The following is a 16,640-nucleotide window of genomic DNA, read 5'->3' on the forward strand; positions in this document are numbered from 1 at the left end:
AGGTTCGAATCCTGCCCCCGCTACCATTCGCCCGCAGATCTTCATCATCTGCGGGCCTTTTCATGCCCGCTTTCGCGCATCTACTCGTACCGATAAAACCCCTCACCGCTCTTCACACCGAGCTTGCCCTCGGTGATGTAGCGCCGCAGCAGTTGTCGCGGTTCCTCGGGTATGCCTTCGCGCTCGCGCGCGTAGTGCTCCTCAATCTCCAGCACAACATCCAGCCCGACCCGGTCCATCAGCTCGAACGGGCCGACCCCGGCTTCGTGAAATGAGCGAAACAGCGCATCAACATCCTCCGGCGCAGCCACGCCCGTCGCGACGACCATCAGCGCCTCACGCTTGATCGCTGCCCAGACCCGGTTATAGATGAAGCCGGTACTCTCCTGGCGGACATGGAACGGTCGAAAACCACGCCGCCCCAACTGCTCGATCACCAGCTCAATCAGCGCCGGATCGGTCGATCCGCTGGTCATCACTTCAACTGCGTTGCGCTCTGGCGGGTGGTAGAAGTGCGTGTTCATCAGCCGCTCTGGCTGCGACACGACGTCGGCCAGCGCGCTGCTACGGTACGACGACGAGTTCGTCGTCAGAATCGCGTCCTCAGGCGCCACCTCGTCGATCTGCGCGAACACGTCGCGCTTGAGATCGAGCCGCTCCGGGACAGCCTCGATGATGAGCCAGGCATCCCGCACCGTATCTGCCAGCGACGTTGAAGTCGTTAGCTGGCCGCGGTCGCCGTCACCGAGCGTGCTGACAACGGCGTCTACATGTGACGCTGCCGCACGCAGCTGAGCGGGACTAATGTCGAACAGGTGGACATCAGCGCCGTGTCCTATGAACGTTGCAGCAATCATGCCGCCCAGCGTGCCCGCGCCAACAATAGCGACTGGCCGTCGCTCAACATCTTCAACAGTCAAACGCGCGACCATACGCAATCCTTTCTCTGGCCCGGACACGTTCACTCAGTCGATGTCAGCTACGAGCCATGCTGCCATATCGCTCGCAGCTCGTGGCGTCCGGGAATCCAGTTTCGCCTGACCCTGCATCTGCGCGATACTGTAATAGGAAGGAGAGAGATATGGCGTTAACCGCTGAGGATATATTGGAGATCCACTCGGTACTGACCAAGTACGGGCACGTTGTCGATGACCACGACTGGGATCGCGCACACGAAGTCTTCTCCGATGACTTCGTCTTCGATCGCAGTACCTACGGCTTGCCTGACCTCAATGGCATTGCCGACATCGTCAAAACGTTCCTGGGGCGCAATATGTACGGGCATTTCACCGGCAACATCACGCTCGCAGAGGAGGATGACGGCAGCGTTTCGGCGCATAGTAAGTTCATCGGCTTCCCCAACGAGGGCCAGCCAATCACCGGAGATTATTACGACAGGCTCGTGCGTACGGAGCATGGTTGGCGGTTGCAACGACGGCGCGCCGACACACGCCAACGGAAATTTTTCGACTAGTTTTCGGGCAATCATCTGCTCGCTAGCACGCTCGGGTGTGCGATTTGTCCTTGCCAATCGCGGTCCGGCTCACCTATGATCCGTCCCCGAGGCAGCAGTGCATCCTTCCAGCGAGACATTCGAGACGACACCCGGCGTAACGAAAGGAATCGTCTGTCGCGATGAAGATCGTCGTCTGCGCAAAACACGTCCCTGATCCGAATATGCCGATGGAGGTCGATACCGGCACCAAGCGGCTCAAGCGGAACCCGGCCCAGTCGATTCTCGATCCGTCCGACGAGTTCGGCATCGAGATCGCGCTTCAGATCGTCGAGAAAGATGGCGGCGAGGTCGTCGTCCTGACGATGGGTCCGGCCGCCGCCGAGGATGCGCTACGGCGCGCCATGGCGATGGGTGCCGGACGGGCTATCCATATCATCGATGATGCGCTGGCCGGTTCCGACGCGCTCGGCACAGCCAAGGCACTGGCAGCAGCCATCAAGGCTGAAGAGCCGGACATGGTCATCTGCGCAGTGGAGAGCACCGACGCCTACACCGGCATGGTGCCGGGCGCGCTGGCCGAGCTGCTCGACCTGCCACAGGTCACGTTCGCCCGCTCGCTCGCCGTCGATGGCGGCGCGGTCAGCATTCAGCGCGCGACCGAGAGCGGCTACCAGACGGTGCAGGCGCAATTGCCGGCGCTCGTCACGGTGACGGCCTCCGTCGCCGAGCCGCGCTATCCGTCGTTCAAGCTGATGATGCAAGCCAAGAAGAAGCCGGTTGACGCACGTGATACCGGAGCACTCGGCGTTGACGCCGGTGCAGTCGGTGAATCCGGCGCGAAGGAGGAGGTCCTGACGGTCGAGCTGATCCGCGAGGAGAAGCAGGGCGTCAAGATCACAGACGAAGGTGGCGACAGCGTTGACCAGATCGTCGCCTATCTCAAGAAGATCCAGGTGGCGTAATGGCAAAGCGAGTATGGGTCTGGACTGAGGTTACCGATAACGCACCGCATCGCGGCTCGTTGGAGCTGCTGACGCTGGCTCGCGCACTCGGCACCGCCGAAGCAGTGGTGCTGGGTCCGGCCGACGCGGATGCGCTGGCGAGCATCGGCAATCACGGCGCGGCAGTCATCCACCACGGTGACGACGCGCGCTACGCCGAGTATCTGGCTGAGCCGCAGGCGGCGACGCTGGCGACGATGGCTGGTGCTGATGCGCCGGACATCATCCTGTTCTCCAGCACGCCATCGGCGCGCGACGTAGTCTCGCGGCTGGTCGCCAAGCTGGATGTCGGCATCATCGCCAATGCGACAGACGTGGCCTACGACGGCGACGACCTGCGGGTCACCGTGCCGTGGGGCGCTGAGACGACCGGCACCGTCACGCTGAACGGCTCGAAGCCACACCTCGTGCAGCTCCGGCCGAAGGCGTTCGCTGCCGAGGAAGTCGGTGGGCAGGCTGAGGTCAAGGCGGTTGATGTCGCTATTGATGACAGCACGCTGCGCACGCGTGTCGTCGAGAACGTGGTCGAGGCGAGCGAGGGGCCGAACCTTGAGGACGCGGCCATCATCGTCTCGGGCGGTCGTGGTCTCGGGCAGCCGGAGAACTATGCGCTGGTCGAGGAGTTGGCCAAGACGCTGGGGGGCGCACCGGGCGCAACCCGCGCAATCGTCGACGCCGGATGGGTGCCGTATTCACATCAGGTCGGCCAGACCGGCAAGACGGTCAAGCCGACGCTGTATGTTGCCTGCGGCATCTCTGGTGCCATTCAGCACATCGCCGGCATGAAGGGGAGCAAGTACATCGTCGCGATCAATCGCGATCCCGACGCTCCGATCTTCGAGCTGGCCGATCTCGGCATCGTCGGCGATGTCCTGACTGTCGTACCGAAGCTAACCGAACAGCTCCGCAACAGCTAGGACGCCAGAATACGCACGGATGGGGAGGCTGCGATGTCTACGGACGAAGACGCACAGGCAACGACCACATCGAAAGTCGATGCGGTCAGAAGCTTCGTCAGTCAGCACTTGCGGGTGCTGGGGATCGTGGCGTTCGCCCTGGGCTTCGTCGGCCTCCTGGTATCCGAGCTTGGCGACGTCCATCAGCTGCGCGTCTTCGCTGCCGGGCTGATCTCGCTCGGCGGCATCGGCATCGGTATCGACACCGGCCTCCTTGATCCGCATTCGCTTCGCGTCCCCAACTGGTTGCGGAGTCGTGGTGCCGCGATCGGGGTCATCGCCACGGTCGCCGGTATCGCTCCGGCCGTCGTCGCGCTCGTGGCGATGGTCGGTGGCATCACAGGCGAGGCCGGGCTGGATCGCAGCGGGGTGATGGTCGCGCTCGGTTTGCTGATCGGCTTCCTGATGCTGGCCGCCACACTGATGACGGGCGGTCTGACCGTGCTGCGGATCGTTCGGGCGGCCGGTGAATCTCCCACGAACGCAGTTGGTGAGCCGAACGGTGAAGGAGCAGACGCGTGATTCCAACCCGCGAGATCCTGTGGAATATTGGGAGCATCTCCCGCATCGCGCTCCTCACGCTCATGGTCATCCCGTTCGCGTTCATCGCTTTCGGCCTGGCGCGGCGCGCGAGCATCTGGCTGCGTGGCCAACCGGAGGATCGCTTCGGAGACTGGGGAATCCGGCTTCGCGGGGCGCTGCAAAAGAGCATCTTCCACGGTCGGATCATCCGCCGTAACAAGCTTTACGCAGGCATCATGCATGCCTGTCTCTTCGGCGGCTTCGTCATTCTGTTCATCGGCACACTAATCGTCGCAACCGAAGACGACATCACTGTGCCACTGTTCGGCTGGTCGTTCTACAACGGCAACTTCTACCTCGGCTACAAGCTGATCGTGAACCTCGGCGGCGTCATGCTCATTACCGGCGTCGTCATGGCCTTCCTGCGCCGCTTCGGCATGCGTCCGGTCTATCAGGAAACGGCGGCAGACGATCTGATCCTGCTGACGATGCTGCTCGTGCTGAGCGTGCAGGGTTTCGTCGTCCAGTCCCTGCGTCTGGCGGTCGAGAAGGACGCCTGGGGGCCGTGGTCGTGGGTGTCATACCCGATGTCGATCGCGTATCAGGGGCTATCGGAATCGACGCTGCGCGATCTGCACTGGATCAACTGGTGGGGTCACTTCCTGACGACGTTTGTCTTCCTCGGCTACCTGGCCTACTCGAAGATGGTCCACGTCTTCACCAGCCTGGCGAATGTCTTCTTCCGGCGTCTGCGACCAATGGGCGAGCTGGCCTCGATCCCTGACTTGGAAGAGGCCGAATCGTTCGGCATCGCCCACCTCGAGGACTTCTCCTGGGCACAGCTCATGAACGTGGACGCCTGCATGCACTGCGGGCGCTGCCTGGAGTACTGCCCAACGTTCAACACCGGCAAGGACTTGCGACCGCGCGACCTGATTCTGGAGATTGCCGGATTCTCAGCCGACAACGGCGGCATCTTCTCCGGCGAAGTCGGCGAGGGCGAGAACTCAGCGCGCTTCCGCTGGGGTGCCGGTGCTGATCGCGATCTGATCGGTGGCGTGGTGACGCCGGCCGAATTGTGGGACTGCACGACCTGTGGGGCCTGCATGGAGCACTGCCCGGTCTACATTGAGCACGTGCCGCTCATTGTCGGCATGCGTCGCAACCTCGTCCTGGAACAGGGCGAATTCCCCGACGAGCTCGTCACGATGTTCAACAACCTTGAACGGCTCAACAGCCCGTATCAGTTCCCGCAAAATCAGCGCGACGACTGGACGCGCAAGGTCGGGGCACCGGTCCCGATCATGGCCGAGAAGGCCGCCGCCGGTGAAGAGGTTGAGGTGCTGTTCTTCGTCGGCTGCCTCGGCTCGTTCGACTCGCGCAGCCAGCAGACGACGATCGCGCTGACGCGCATCCTGCAGGAGGCGGGCATCAACTTCGCCATCCTCGGCAAGGAAGAGACCTGCACCGGCGACCCGGCCAAGCGCGTCGGCAACGAATATCTGGCCCAGATGCTGGCGATGCAGACGGTCGAGACGCTCAACCAGTATTCATTCAAGAAGATCGTCACCGCCTGCCCGCACTGCTTCAACGCGATGGCCAACGAGTACCCGCAGATCGGCGGAAACTACGAGGTTGTCCACCACTCGCAACTCATCAACCAGCTCATCGACGAGGGCCACATCCAGCTGGAGCCTGATTCGGCCATCGCGCAGGGCAAGGTGACCTATCACGACCCCTGCTATATCGGGCGCTACAACGGCGTCTACGACGAGCCGCGCGGCGTCGTGAATGCGCTGCCGGGCGTCGAGCTGGTGGAGATGCGCCGCAACCGCAACAAGTCATTCTGCTGTGGCGGCGGCGGCGGTCGCATGTTCATGGAGGAGACCAGCGGCACGCGCATCAACCAGGCCCGTGTCACCGAGGCAATTGACACCGGTGCCGAAGTCCTCTGCGCCGCCTGCCCGTTCTGCATGACGATGTTCGAGGACGGCATCAAGGGCGTTGGTGCTGAGGAGACGTTTGCCGTGAAGGATCTGGCAGAACTGGTCGCCGGGTCGATGCGCACGAAGCAACCGGCGAATGGCGCGAGGGCAGACGGCGGCGAGTAGACCACGCCCCGGCAGCTACAAACGCGCACATCGCTGCCAAGGGGTTGAGAGCGGGACACAGTTGCCTGGCATGTGCGCAGGTTCCGATGGACTCGACGGAATCAGAACTGCATTAGTGCTCGACGGAGACCAGAAATCAGTCGGGACATTTCGCTTTGTCGTCCGTCACCATCGAGCAATGGCAGTGCTGACTTACGACGTGCGGCCGACGAGGTACCCCTCTATCTTCGCTCTCACCTCAGGTATCCCATCCCGGTATGTTGTTTGGAACGTGTCGAAGAGGCGCACGGCTTCAGCCTGCCGTGGGCTAATCCAGTCGATCGCGTCCAGCACCTCGAGGTGTTCCTGCGGCAGATTTGTGCGGTGCCAGATGGGCTCGAAGTGAAACACCCGGTTGCGAAGCAGGTTGATTTTGAAGTACCGCCCCTGAATGCTGCGGGGCTTTCTTGCGTTGCGGGATACATTGGGAAATGCGGTCAGCATCAGCGCGAATCGGTTGGGGCTCCAGATTGGAGCTTCGTAGTGTTTCGTCAGAATCTGCACCCAGAACCCGAAGTTGAGTTCAGCCACGATCTTCCCTGCGTTGGCAGACTGCCGACGCCTGATCAGTTTCCTCCTGGCCTCCTGGGCATCGTCGAATTGCGCCTGGCGCACGATCCTGAGATCGTCGAACCAGTACTCAGTCCCGTAGTAGTCCGTGAGCGTCATGTGGATCGTGTTGCGCAGCGCAACCTCGACACAGTCGAGGGCCGGATAGAGAGCCTGGCAGAGCGCGATGTTCCAATAGTAGTTGACGAGCATATCGAGGTCGGAGCCGCTCGGTGGACGGTACTTATCCAGGCGCTCCTGGGAAACCGGTCGGAGCAGATCCTGGACGAAGCGAGCTTCCGGCGTCGGCGCTGGTGGACTCATTGCCATCGGGTGGTACCTGTCGTATACTAATAAGGCTATGCCCCAGGTATCTTCCCCCGATCCCGCAAGGATCGGTGCTCAGATCCTGGGGTTTTTGGTTCCTCGATACGCCCCTATTGAGACGTCACCACCCATCTTTGCCGCGCCCATCAGCCGCACCAGATGGTTGACAACAGTATAGGCACATACGGGTAGACACGCCTTTGTAGATTTGTATAGAGCATCCGTACCCTTACTGTAGCCGATCGCGGCTGCCCGCCAAATCGCTTCACATAATGCCCACCCACAAAGTCCAGTTGCCGAACAGGCACAACCCTGTTAGGTTTGGTGCAGTACGAATAGGGGTCAATGGGTAAAGGACTCGTACGTTCGCAATGAAACAGATGAACAGACGCGGTGATCGAGGCTTCGCTCGCACAATCGCCGCAGGTATTGCCTTTCTTCTTATCGCTGCAATGTTTCCGTCATTGGCGTCTGCCAGTGTGGACCCGGCGACGGGCGTCTATTTCGACGACACCGGGCAGGTGCTGAGCAATCCGTTCTACGAGGCCTGGGAAGATCACGGCGGCCTGCGCGAAGCAGGTGAGCCGGTGAGCCCGGCCGTCCAGCGCGGTGATAGCTGGGTGCAGTGGTTCACCTTCACACGCATGGAGATCGCCAAGCCAGCACTGGATCAGGCGCAGCCATCAGACGCAGTCTCTGCGCCGGTCGGACTGTCGGTTGCCGCCAGCCTCGGCCTGACCGGCCTCCACCCCGCGTTCCTGGCCCGCCAGCACACGCAGACAGATGGCACGCGGGTGTTCGACAACGGTCGGATGCTGGCGAACGCCTTCCTGCATGCCTGGGAGAAGGGCGACACCGGCGACCGACTGGGCATGCCGATCTCCGAAGAATTCTCGATCGGCGACACGAATTACCAATTCTTTGAGCGCGGCGCGCTGTCGTGGAATCCTAATTTCGGCGTGTCACTCGTCCCGCTCGGCATCTACGACGCGGCGCTGCACTCGTCGCTGAAGCTGACCGGCGCGCAGCCGGACGGCGTGCCGACCTACGCCGAGGCCACCTACACCGCACCGGCGGCAGGCGGCGAGAAGTGGATCGACATCAACTTGTCGACCTACCTGTTAACGGCCTACGAGGGCAGCAACGCCGTTTTGCAGACCTACATCGTCGACGGCGCAGCCGAGTACCCAACCGTCACCGGCAACTTCAACATCTACTGGAAGCTCGATTCGCAAACGATGAGTGGCTACAACGTCGATGGCAGTCGTTATGAGACGGAAGACGTGCCGTGGGTCATGTACTTCTACGCCGACTTCGCCATCCATGGAGCCTACTGGCGTTCGTCGTTCGGCTACTCCGGCAGTCACGGCTGCGTGAACACGCCGGTCGGGGACGCCGCCTGGCTCTACTCGTGGGCACCCTACGGCACACTCGTCTCCGTGCACTACTAGCGCACAGCTCTGACGCAACGCAAACGGCCCGGACCAGTTGGTCCGGGCCGTTTGCGTGATTGCCCGAAGCTAGAGACTCGCCCAGGTCGTGAGGGCCACGTCAGCAAGGGCGTTGCGGACATCAGGTCGGCACAGCAGCATCAGCTCCGCCTCACGTTCGCGGCGGAATGAGCTGTCGGACAGGTGTTGGTCGTCGTAGCCCGGATGGCACATCAACTCGGTCACGCCGTCAGGGAGCACTGCCAGTGCGGCCAGCAGGCCCTCGGCATCCATGCTGCCCGGAGCGAAGAAATCGCCGACGAAATGATCTGTGGTGCGCACACCTGCGCCACGCAGGAAAGCGCGATGCTCGTCGTCGATGGCCCGCAGCGGCAACTCGTTCTCGTTGGCGATCTGCGCGATGATGCCGCGCACCTCCGGCCAGGCATGGACATGCTGATGGCTGTCGAGGTGGGTCGGGTTGCGGCGAGTGAGCTTGCGGAAGCGCTCCAGCTGAGCGCGTCCCTCAGCCTCAATGTCCTCTACCAGCAGGTTCGCGCGCAGCCGGTCGAGGTCGCGGTCCAACATGCCGTCTGCACCGGTCAGCGACGGAACCTGTGCCAGTGGTTCGCCATAGCAGAAGCTCAGGTGCAGCCCGATGCCGAGCGCTGGATCAGACTCCGCGAGATGGGCGGCATCGCGGCTCCAGCGCTGGTTGACCATTAGCGTTGTGCTGGTGACGATCCCGGCCCGGTGCGCCTCGATGATCCCGCAACTCACGCCCGGCGCGCGACCAAAGTCATCGGCATTGACGATGAGCCGTCGCATGCAATGCTCCTCTACCAGAGGTGGCCGCGAGCGGCGATCGGAAAGACTGTCTCCACCCGTCCATTGCGGACGCCGACCATCAGGTCGTGCAGGTTGATCGTCGTGCAGACGTGGCTGGGAATGAGCTGGATCGTATCGCCAACGTTGAGGTCAGATTCCAACTCGGCGGGCTCGACCGCCAGAGCGCCGTGCTCGTCAGAACCACGCACGTAGCGGACACCTGCGCGGCCAGTGACCTCGGCCGGACCGGAGTCGGCCGTCAGCGTCTTCTGACCAGCGTCGCAGACTGCGCGCTCTGGCGTTGGACGGCTGATGATGGTCGAGCGACAGAAGAGCGCGTTCTCGAACGGCACGCCGGCATTGCGATAGGCCACATCCATCAGGAGAAACGAGCCAGCTTGCAACTCGTTCAACAGGCCACGACTCGCATCCATCGCCGCCGTACCACTACCGCCGCCGCTGAGGATCGGGATCTCGTGGCCGCGCTCACGCAGTACTCGACAACATCGCTCAGCAGCTCCATCGCTGGATCGTTACGTTCGCGGCGAACCCTCGGGCTGCACTTGCGCGTGACCGGCGTAGCCATGCAGGCCAACCAGTTCGACGCCGTCGGTGTCGCGGATGTGATCGGCCAGCGCCAGCGCCGCCTCGGCATCCACCACGCCGCTGCGGCCAGTCTTGACGTCGATCTCGATCAGCAGCTTGACGACGACCCCGCGTTCGCGCGCGATGGCCGCGATCTTGTCCACTGCCCAGGCATTATCGACGACAGCCTTGAACTCGGGCAGCCGTGCCGCCAACGCGACGAGGCGGTCGAACGTGCCCGGCCCGGCGACCTCGGAGGTCAGCAGGATGTCGCGGATACCGGCGTCGGCCATCACCTCGGCCTCGGATAGCTTGGCGCTGCAAACGCCGATCGCTCCAGCCTCGATCATCAGGTGGGCGATGGTTGGGGACTTCGCGGTCTTCAGGTGCGGACGCAGCCGCAGCGACGAGCCATCGAGGATCTCCATCATCCGCGCCAGGTTGCGCTCCATGGTGTCCAGATCGACGACCAGCACGGGCGTCTCAAGCTCTTCAACCGGCATACCGGGACGAATCGCGCGCATCGCTGCCATACCCAACCCCTCTCACCCTCTTCGTGCGTCCGCTGAATCACCTCGCCAGCACGCATGCTACCAGAGACCCCGCCGTGATTCGTCTGTCTCACTCAACCAGATGGCGTCCGGTGTAGGCCGGGGCGAACAGGACGAGAATCTCCAGATCTTCGGCGAAGTCGTGGAAGCGATGCTCGACGTGCGCGGCGACGAAGACGAGCGAGCCAGGGCCGACGGCGATGTCCTCATCTCCCACCTTCAGACGACCCGTTCCATGCAGGACGATGTAGATCTCATCCTCGTAGTGCGGCACCTGATCGTCGATGCCGTTGGCCGCCAGCCGATAGATACCGCAGCTCATCGAATCGTGACGCAGAACATCGTAGAAGTCAGTCTCTGATGTCCGAGCGCGTTCGAGCAGATCGTTAAGCGTCCATGCTTCCACCCGCAGCCTCCTTGCCGATGGCGGGAACGACGTATTCAGACTCTGATAGTAGAGCGGTTGCCGCTGTCGCTCAAGCACGAGTCGCCGGGGCGGATGGAACGTCGTATCCTTGAGCGACGGTCGGGGCGGGACACCTCAGGAGTGGCAGAAGCATGGAACGGGCACGACTGAAGACGATCGTTCGGCGCATTGCCGTGCTGAATGCGGCGGTAATGCTGCTGGTGCTGATCCAGGGCGCGCTAGTGAGCAACACCGGCTCGGCTGACGGCTGCGGGAATTCGTGGCCACTGTGCCACGGCAAGTTCATTCCGCAGTACACATTCGAGACCGCCATCGAGTTCAGCCACCGCTTCGTCACCTCGATCGCGACCGTGCTGATTTTCGCCACTGCCATCGGCGCGCTGAAGCTCTACCGCCATCGCCGCGAAATGCGTATCTACGTCCCGATCATGATCGGGTTCCTGTTCCTGCAGGCCGGCCTCGGCGCGGCGGCGGTCATGTGGCCGCAGTCCGACGAGGTGAAAGCGCTGCATTTCGGCATCTCACTGATCGCTTTCGCCAGCACCGTCCTCGTCGCGGCGATGATGTACGACATCGACAGTTGGGACAAGCTACGCGATCACCGAGTGACATCACGCCTGCGCTGGGTGGTCTGGGGTCTGACCGCCTACACCTACGTCGTCGTCTACCTCGGCGCGTATGTGCGCCACACGAATTCGATGCTGGCCTGCACCGACTGGCCGCTGTGTAACGGCAGTGTCTTCCCCGGCTTTTCCGGGCCGGTCGGCATTGCCTTCGGCCACCGCGTCTCCGCGGCGGTCCTTGTCATCGGCATGATCGCGCTGCTGCGCTGGACCCGCAATCTCCGCGACACGCGCCCCGACCTCTACTGGGGCAGCATCCTGGCAGTGGCGTTTGTCATCGCCCAGGCCATCGGCGGCGGCATCGTCGTGCTGACGCGGGTCGACACCTTCGCCACCATGTCGCACAGCATCATCGTGTCGCTCTTCTTCGGCACAATGACCTACATGTGCGTGCACGTCCTGCCGCGCCCCGAAGAGGCGCGCGCGGCGACACCAGCAGCGACCGAGCAGCGCTCACCGCTCCCGTCGCCGGCTGGTGACTAGCGCGCCGCCATCAGCGGCACCAGCCGCTCCAGATGCGTGACGCGCGGTGTGCCGGACTGGCTACCAACGGCGAATCCGATCCCGAACAATTCGACGCCGTCGGACTGACGCAACCAGGCATGAAAACATTCGGATTGGGTCGGCACTGCGGCAGCACAACGAGCTGTCCCGATCGTGATCTGCGCATCAGGCTGCTGCGCTGCGTCGAGGTCGTGGAGCGCGGCAAGTACATCGGTGACGGTCGGCAACAGATCCGCCTCGGCGTGCACCATGGTGCGATCAACGGACCTGCTGCCGAGCAGCGCAATGCTGAACGAGCGGGCGACGCGTTGCGTCGGCGTGATGCCATCGTCGGAACCGGACGATCCGCCGCGACCGATGTGGAGCAGGTCAAGCGTCGGGATGACGGCTAGCCCGAGGACGATCAGGATCGACAGCAGAACAATCCACAACCGCCAGTTGGGGCGGTTGCTCGCACGACGATCCAGCTCTTCGTCGTCCAGATTCTCGAACCAGTCAGGAACCTGCTCATCCATAGGCTGATTGTAGGTGTTGGCGGCAATGCGACGGCGTTGTGATAGCCTCGCTGCCGGAGGATGATCGGAGGCAAGGGGTGAACAACAATGACGATCCGTGGTGTGATCTTTGACCTGGACGGCACACTGGCGAATACGCTGCCAGTCTGTTGTGCTGCTTTCCGCCCGGTTCTGCGCGACATAACGGGGCGTCAGTACAGCGACCCGGAGATCATGGCGCTCTTCGGCCCGAACGAGGAGGGGATTCTGCAGCAGATGGCTGGCGACGGCTGGCAACAGGCACTGCAATGCTTTCTCTCCGAGTACGAGGCCCACCACGACACCTGCCTGGCGACGTTCGATGGGATCGATGAGACACTACGCCACATCAACGAGAGTGGCGCACGGATGGCGATCATCACCGGCAAGGGAGCTGGAAGCGCCGCCATCTCAGTCCGGCGACTGGGTCTCGATGCGTACTTCGACCTGATTGCGTCCGGTTCCGCTACGGGCGTCATCAAGTCGCAGCAGATCCGCGAGGTCGCCGAACAGTGGGCGCTGCCAGTCGAGCAGGTCGCCTATGTTGGCGACACCGCCTACGACATGCAGCACGCGGCAGAAGCCGGTGCCACGCCCATCGCAGCAGCCTGGGCCGACACTGCCGATCGCGATGCTTTGGCGGCGACCAACCCGCAACGGCTCTTCATCACCGTCACCGACTTCGATCGCTGGATACGAGACCATGTCTGCAGCTAACGCGCAGATCGTTCTCTCGCGCTATCAGTGCGAGCCGCTGCTGGCCCGGCGCGGGCACGTGGGTGCGACCAGGCTGTCGCTCGATCTGGGCTTGAGCGAATCAACCGTCGTTGTTCGGGATGATGGCGTCGAGTTAACCGACGGCAGCACGCTCGACTGGGCGACAATTGAGGACATCGCGTCGTCGGAGAACGGCTGCTTCCGGATCGAGCCGGACGAGATCATCCACATCCGCGTCTTCTCAGAGACGACCAACTGGGTTCGCACGCTCATGCCAACCACTGGTGCCCCAACGATGCTGGCCTCCGGCATTCCTATGCACCGTATCAAGGGCATCGACCCGCTGGTTGACACCGCCCGCAAGATCGCCACGATCTCACCCCTGACCGGCGACGTCCTCGATACCGCAACCGGACTGGGCTACACGGCCATCGCAGCCGGCAAGACCGCCGATCGCGTTGTGACGATCGAGCTGGACCCGGCAGCGCTCGAGATCGCCCGCCAGAATCCTTGGTCGCGCGAGCTGTTCACGAATCCACGCATTGAGCAGGTGATCGGCGACGCCTTCGAGGTCATCCAGGAGCTGCCGAGCGCGACGTTCTCCCGCATCATCCACGACCCACCGGCGATGAGTCTGGGCGGTGAGCTGTACTCTCGCGAGATGTACCGCCAGATGCTGCGCGTCTGCCGACCGAACGGGCGCGTCTTCCATTACATCGGCGATCCGGACAGCGCTTCAGGCCGCTCGATCACCAAGGGCGTCATTCAGCGTCTTGGCGAAGCAGGCTTTCGGCGCGTCGTCCGGCGGCCCGAGGCGTTTGGTATCGTCGCCTACCCGTAGGTGAACGCGTCAATCAGCCGACGATCCCGCCGGTCGTCTCAGCGACGGCACGGCTATGTGCCGCCAGTCCGCGCTTGCTGACTGCGTTCGGCGACGTCAGCTTCGTCGCCAGCAAACCCGGGCCGATCAGCAGCAGCGGCACCGTCGCCGTCCGCAGCACGTCCTCGGCGACCGAGCCGAGCACGACGCGCCCCAGACCCGAGCGGCCACGCGTGGCCATCACCACCAGATCGAACGCCTCGGCCCTGGACCATGTCCATGATCTCGCGTCCCGGATACCCGAAGCGGACTGCAACGTGCGCTCGATGACCGTGCGCAACAATGTCGGAAGCAACGTCGTCCAGATACGCCCGCGCCGTCGGCATCGCCATCCGCGCATATATTCGCGCTCGACCAGGCCGCTCCGGCGCAATGGTTGCTCAACCACTTCCAGCAGCACCACATCCAGAGGATCACCGTTGAGCGCCGTCACCCGATCTCGAGCGCGACCTCGGCGGCCGGCGACTCGTCCAGCGGCACCAGTACACGCTTGAGTTCATACGTGTCCGGAATCTCGCCGGTCGGTGGCGGCACGACGACGACCGGGCACGGAGCATCACGCACGACCTGGAACGCCACGCTGCCGAGCAACACCCGCCGCAAGCCGCGACGCGCGTGCGTCGTCATCACGATCATCGGCTCAGCAGCATCGACGGCCAGCGCAGCGATCTCGTGCCCTGGCTGACCGACAAGGACGGCGACCTTGACCGGCACCCCCTCGATTCGCTCCGCGATCTCCTCCAGCCAGGCGCGGCATGCCTGGACAGCGGCATCGGGCAGATCACCGCGCGATGCCGGCGCTTGCGGCTCAACGACGGTGACCAGCAGCATGGCTGCACCGGTCCGATCGGCGAGCGCACGCGCAACCGGAATCGCAGCCTCACCAACGCGCGCATCCGCGTCGTCACCGGACAGCGGTACGATGATTGTCTGCGTCATCTGACACCTCCCTGATGTTGTCCAGCTGGTGGGCCACGCGAAACCACCGGCACCATCGATCGTAGCCCGCCACCGCCTCGTTTCCCGTCACAGTCGGCACAGCGCCGTTACAGCGTTGTGACAATCGGGCGGGGTCGCAAGGGTCTGGCGCACAGGGGTTCCTGATGCCGCGACTCGCAGGCGACCAGTTCGACCTGATTGACGCATTGCGCAAACCAATTTCGGTCCACACGGGCTGATTTACTGGACATTCGGCTGGCCGGTGACCGATACTGACATGTTGAGTGCCATGAGGTGGGCATCGGGAGAAGCATGGGGAGAGACATGGGCAGGACAGTCATCATTGGCGCCGGAGTGATCGGCCTCTGCACAGCCTGGGAGCTGCAGAAGCGCGGTCGAGAAGTCCTGATCGTCGACCAGGAGGGTCCGGGCGCAGGTAGTTCATTCGGCAACGCTGGTTGGGTCGTGCGTGGCTACGCGACGCCAGTACCAGCACCCGGCGTCGTCGCGCAGTCGATCAAGTGGATGCTCCGGAGCGATAGTCCGCTCTACGTTAAGCCCCGCCTCGATCCACGCTTCGCGCTGTGGATGGTTGATTTCTGGCGGCACTGCAGCGACGAAGCCTTCCACGACAACATGAAGGCGCTGTCGGAGCTGAACTCCAAGACGATGCAGCAGTACGACGCGCTCGCCGCAGGTGGCGTGCAGTTCGAGATGCACCGCGAGGGTATGTTCATCCTCGGCCTCAGCCGCGAGATGGTTGAGGAAGAGGCGCACCTGCTCGGCGGCATGGAGGAATTCGGCCTCGACAAGGTTCGCACCGTCTTCGGGCAGGAAGTCTTCGACGAGGAGCCGGGTCTGTCGCGCAACGTCGCCGGTGCCGTCGCAATCGACAGCGAGCGCCACATCCGCCCCGACACGTTCGTCGAGGGACTGGTCGAGGCGCTGACCGAGCGCGGCATCGAGATTCGCTCCGGCGTGAGCGTTTACGGCTCGTCGCGCCGCAGTGGCAACGTGAATCTGTTGCGAACCACCGTTGGCGACATCGAGGCCGACGAAGTGGTCGTCGCCTGCGGCGCGTGGTCCGGCCCCGTCACCAAGCGGATCACCGGCACGCACCTGCCGCTGGAAGCCGGCAAGGGCTACAGCGTCACCGTCGATCAGGATCCGCCGGCCATCTCGAAGACGATGAACTTCATCGAAGCACGCTGCGCCTGCACGCCGTTCGCCAACGCCCTCCGGCTGGCCGGCACGATGGAGCTCTCCGGCATCAACCTGGAGATCCGCCCGGAGCGTGTCGCCGCGCTGCACAAGGCAGGTCGCACCTACCTGGCCAACTGGGACCCGAAGGGCAACGAGCGCACCTGGGTTGGCATGCGCTCGATGACCGCCGACGGCATCCCGGTGCTTGGCCGCGTGCCGGGCTCGGACAACACCTGGATCGCTGCCGGACACGCGATGCTCGGCGTCACGCTCGCCCCGGCAACCGGCGCGGTGATGGCCGACCTGATGACGACCGGCACCACCGACATCAATATCAAGCCGTTCTCACCGGATCGCTTCAGCCGCCTCTCGCGGATCTGATCGCCGCCAGAACAGCATCGCCGGCCGCATTACCGCATCACGGGGAGGCGGGCGGCGGGTTGTTGTTGCCGCCGGCCT

General features: G+C 63.3%; 19 protein-coding genes. 10 read left to right on the forward strand and 9 right to left on the reverse strand.

Features of this window, described 5'->3' with window-relative positions:
* Nucleotides 1-80: 80 nt before the first annotated feature.
* Nucleotides 81-932 (reverse strand): 3-hydroxyacyl-CoA dehydrogenase NAD-binding domain-containing protein, encoded by an 852-nt coding sequence (locus M9890_12435; GenBank protein MCO5177755.1) that lies wholly within the window; start codon nucleotides 930-932, stop codon nucleotides 81-83.
* 149 nt (nucleotides 933-1,081) lie between these two features.
* Here M9890_12435 and M9890_12440 point away from each other — a divergent pair, with 149 nt between their 5' ends.
* From M9890_12440 to M9890_12460, 5 genes are all read left to right on the forward strand, one after another.
* Entirely contained in the window at nucleotides 1,082-1,474 is a 393-nt protein-coding gene (locus M9890_12440; protein MCO5177756.1) for a nuclear transport factor 2 family protein, read from the forward strand.
* A 161-nt stretch (nucleotides 1,475-1,635) separates the two neighbouring features.
* Nucleotides 1,636-2,418, forward strand: coding sequence for an electron transfer flavoprotein subunit beta/FixA family protein (locus M9890_12445; protein MCO5177757.1), 783 nt, complete (start codon nucleotides 1,636-1,638; stop codon nucleotides 2,416-2,418).
* A complete protein-coding gene (locus M9890_12450) occupies nucleotides 2,418-3,374 on the forward strand; it encodes an electron transfer flavoprotein subunit alpha/FixB family protein (protein MCO5177758.1) in 957 nt (318 codons plus the stop codon). Before M9890_12445 ends, M9890_12450 begins: the two co-directional genes overlap by 1 nt.
* 33 nt (nucleotides 3,375-3,407) lie before the next feature.
* Complete coding sequence (locus tag M9890_12455) at nucleotides 3,408-3,935, forward strand: hypothetical protein (protein MCO5177759.1); 528 nt, start codon at nucleotides 3,408-3,410, stop codon at nucleotides 3,933-3,935.
* Entirely contained in the window at nucleotides 3,932-6,046 is a 2,115-nt protein-coding gene (locus M9890_12460) for a heterodisulfide reductase-related iron-sulfur binding cluster (GenBank protein MCO5177760.1), read from the forward strand. The genes M9890_12455 and M9890_12460 overlap by 4 nt, the downstream gene beginning before the upstream one ends.
* A gap of 192 nt (nucleotides 6,047-6,238) precedes the next feature.
* On the opposite strand, the gene M9890_12465 is transcribed toward M9890_12460, so the two are convergent.
* A complete protein-coding gene (locus tag M9890_12465; protein MCO5177761.1) occupies nucleotides 6,239-6,964 on the reverse strand; it encodes a hypothetical protein in 726 nt (241 codons plus the stop codon).
* 377 nt (nucleotides 6,965-7,341) lie between these two features.
* Between M9890_12465 and M9890_12470 the strand changes: the two genes are divergently transcribed.
* Entirely contained in the window at nucleotides 7,342-8,412 is a 1,071-nt protein-coding gene (locus M9890_12470; protein MCO5177762.1) for a L,D-transpeptidase, read from the forward strand.
* 69 nt (nucleotides 8,413-8,481) lie between these two features.
* Here the strand turns inward: M9890_12470 and M9890_12475 are convergent, their stop codons facing one another.
* From M9890_12475 to M9890_12490, 4 genes are all read right to left on the reverse strand, one after another.
* The gene (locus M9890_12475) at nucleotides 8,482-9,219 is read right to left on the reverse strand and encodes a ChbG/HpnK family deacetylase (GenBank protein MCO5177763.1); all 738 of its coding nucleotides are present in this window, start codon (nucleotides 9,217-9,219) and stop codon (nucleotides 8,482-8,484) included.
* An 11-nt stretch (nucleotides 9,220-9,230) separates the two neighbouring features.
* Nucleotides 9,231-9,653, reverse strand: coding sequence for a hypothetical protein (locus M9890_12480; GenBank protein ID MCO5177764.1), 423 nt, complete (start codon nucleotides 9,651-9,653; stop codon nucleotides 9,231-9,233).
* Nucleotides 9,654-9,752: 99 nt separating this feature from the next.
* Nucleotides 9,753-10,337: an alanine racemase gene (locus tag M9890_12485; GenBank protein ID MCO5177765.1), complete on the reverse strand. Its 585-nt coding sequence runs from the start codon at nucleotides 10,335-10,337 to the stop codon at nucleotides 9,753-9,755.
* A gap of 88 nt (nucleotides 10,338-10,425) precedes the next feature.
* Complete coding sequence (locus M9890_12490; GenBank protein MCO5177766.1) at nucleotides 10,426-10,761, reverse strand: cupin domain-containing protein; 336 nt, start codon at nucleotides 10,759-10,761, stop codon at nucleotides 10,426-10,428.
* 152 nt (nucleotides 10,762-10,913) lie between these two features.
* Here M9890_12490 and M9890_12495 point away from each other — a divergent pair, with 152 nt between their 5' ends.
* A complete protein-coding gene (locus M9890_12495) occupies nucleotides 10,914-11,888 on the forward strand; it encodes a heme A synthase (protein ID MCO5177767.1) in 975 nt (324 codons plus the stop codon).
* Here the strand turns inward: M9890_12495 and M9890_12500 are convergent.
* The gene (locus tag M9890_12500) at nucleotides 11,885-12,424 is read right to left on the reverse strand and encodes a hypothetical protein (protein ID MCO5177768.1); all 540 of its coding nucleotides are present in this window, start codon (nucleotides 12,422-12,424) and stop codon (nucleotides 11,885-11,887) included. The genes M9890_12495 and M9890_12500 overlap by 4 nt on opposite strands.
* A gap of 87 nt (nucleotides 12,425-12,511) precedes the next feature.
* Here M9890_12500 and M9890_12505 point away from each other — a divergent pair, with 87 nt between their 5' ends.
* Both M9890_12505 and M9890_12510 read left to right on the forward strand, forming a co-directional pair.
* On the forward strand, nucleotides 12,512-13,159 hold the full coding sequence (locus tag M9890_12505; GenBank protein ID MCO5177769.1) for an HAD family hydrolase: 648 nt from the start codon (nucleotides 12,512-12,514) through the stop codon (nucleotides 13,157-13,159).
* Nucleotides 13,146-14,000 (forward strand): methyltransferase, encoded by an 855-nt coding sequence (locus M9890_12510; GenBank protein MCO5177770.1) that lies wholly within the window; start codon nucleotides 13,146-13,148, stop codon nucleotides 13,998-14,000. The genes M9890_12505 and M9890_12510 overlap by 14 nt, the downstream gene beginning before the upstream one ends.
* Before the next feature lie 13 nt (nucleotides 14,001-14,013).
* On the opposite strand, the gene M9890_12515 is transcribed toward M9890_12510, so the two are convergent.
* The gene (locus M9890_12515) at nucleotides 14,014-14,472 is read right to left on the reverse strand and encodes a universal stress protein (protein MCO5177771.1); all 459 of its coding nucleotides are present in this window, start codon (nucleotides 14,470-14,472) and stop codon (nucleotides 14,014-14,016) included.
* Complete coding sequence (locus M9890_12520; GenBank protein MCO5177772.1) at nucleotides 14,469-14,978, reverse strand: universal stress protein; 510 nt, start codon at nucleotides 14,976-14,978, stop codon at nucleotides 14,469-14,471. Before M9890_12520 ends, M9890_12515 begins: the two co-directional genes overlap by 4 nt.
* A gap of 324 nt (nucleotides 14,979-15,302) precedes the next feature.
* Between M9890_12520 and M9890_12525 the strand changes: the two genes are divergently transcribed.
* Nucleotides 15,303-16,562 (forward strand): FAD-dependent oxidoreductase, encoded by a 1,260-nt coding sequence (locus M9890_12525; GenBank protein MCO5177773.1) that lies wholly within the window; start codon nucleotides 15,303-15,305, stop codon nucleotides 16,560-16,562.
* Nucleotides 16,563-16,640 lie beyond the last annotated feature (78 nt).

This window comes from Thermomicrobiales bacterium (genome assembly GCA_023954495.1).
Lineage (GTDB): Bacteria > Chloroflexota > Chloroflexia > Thermomicrobiales > CFX8 > JAMLIA01.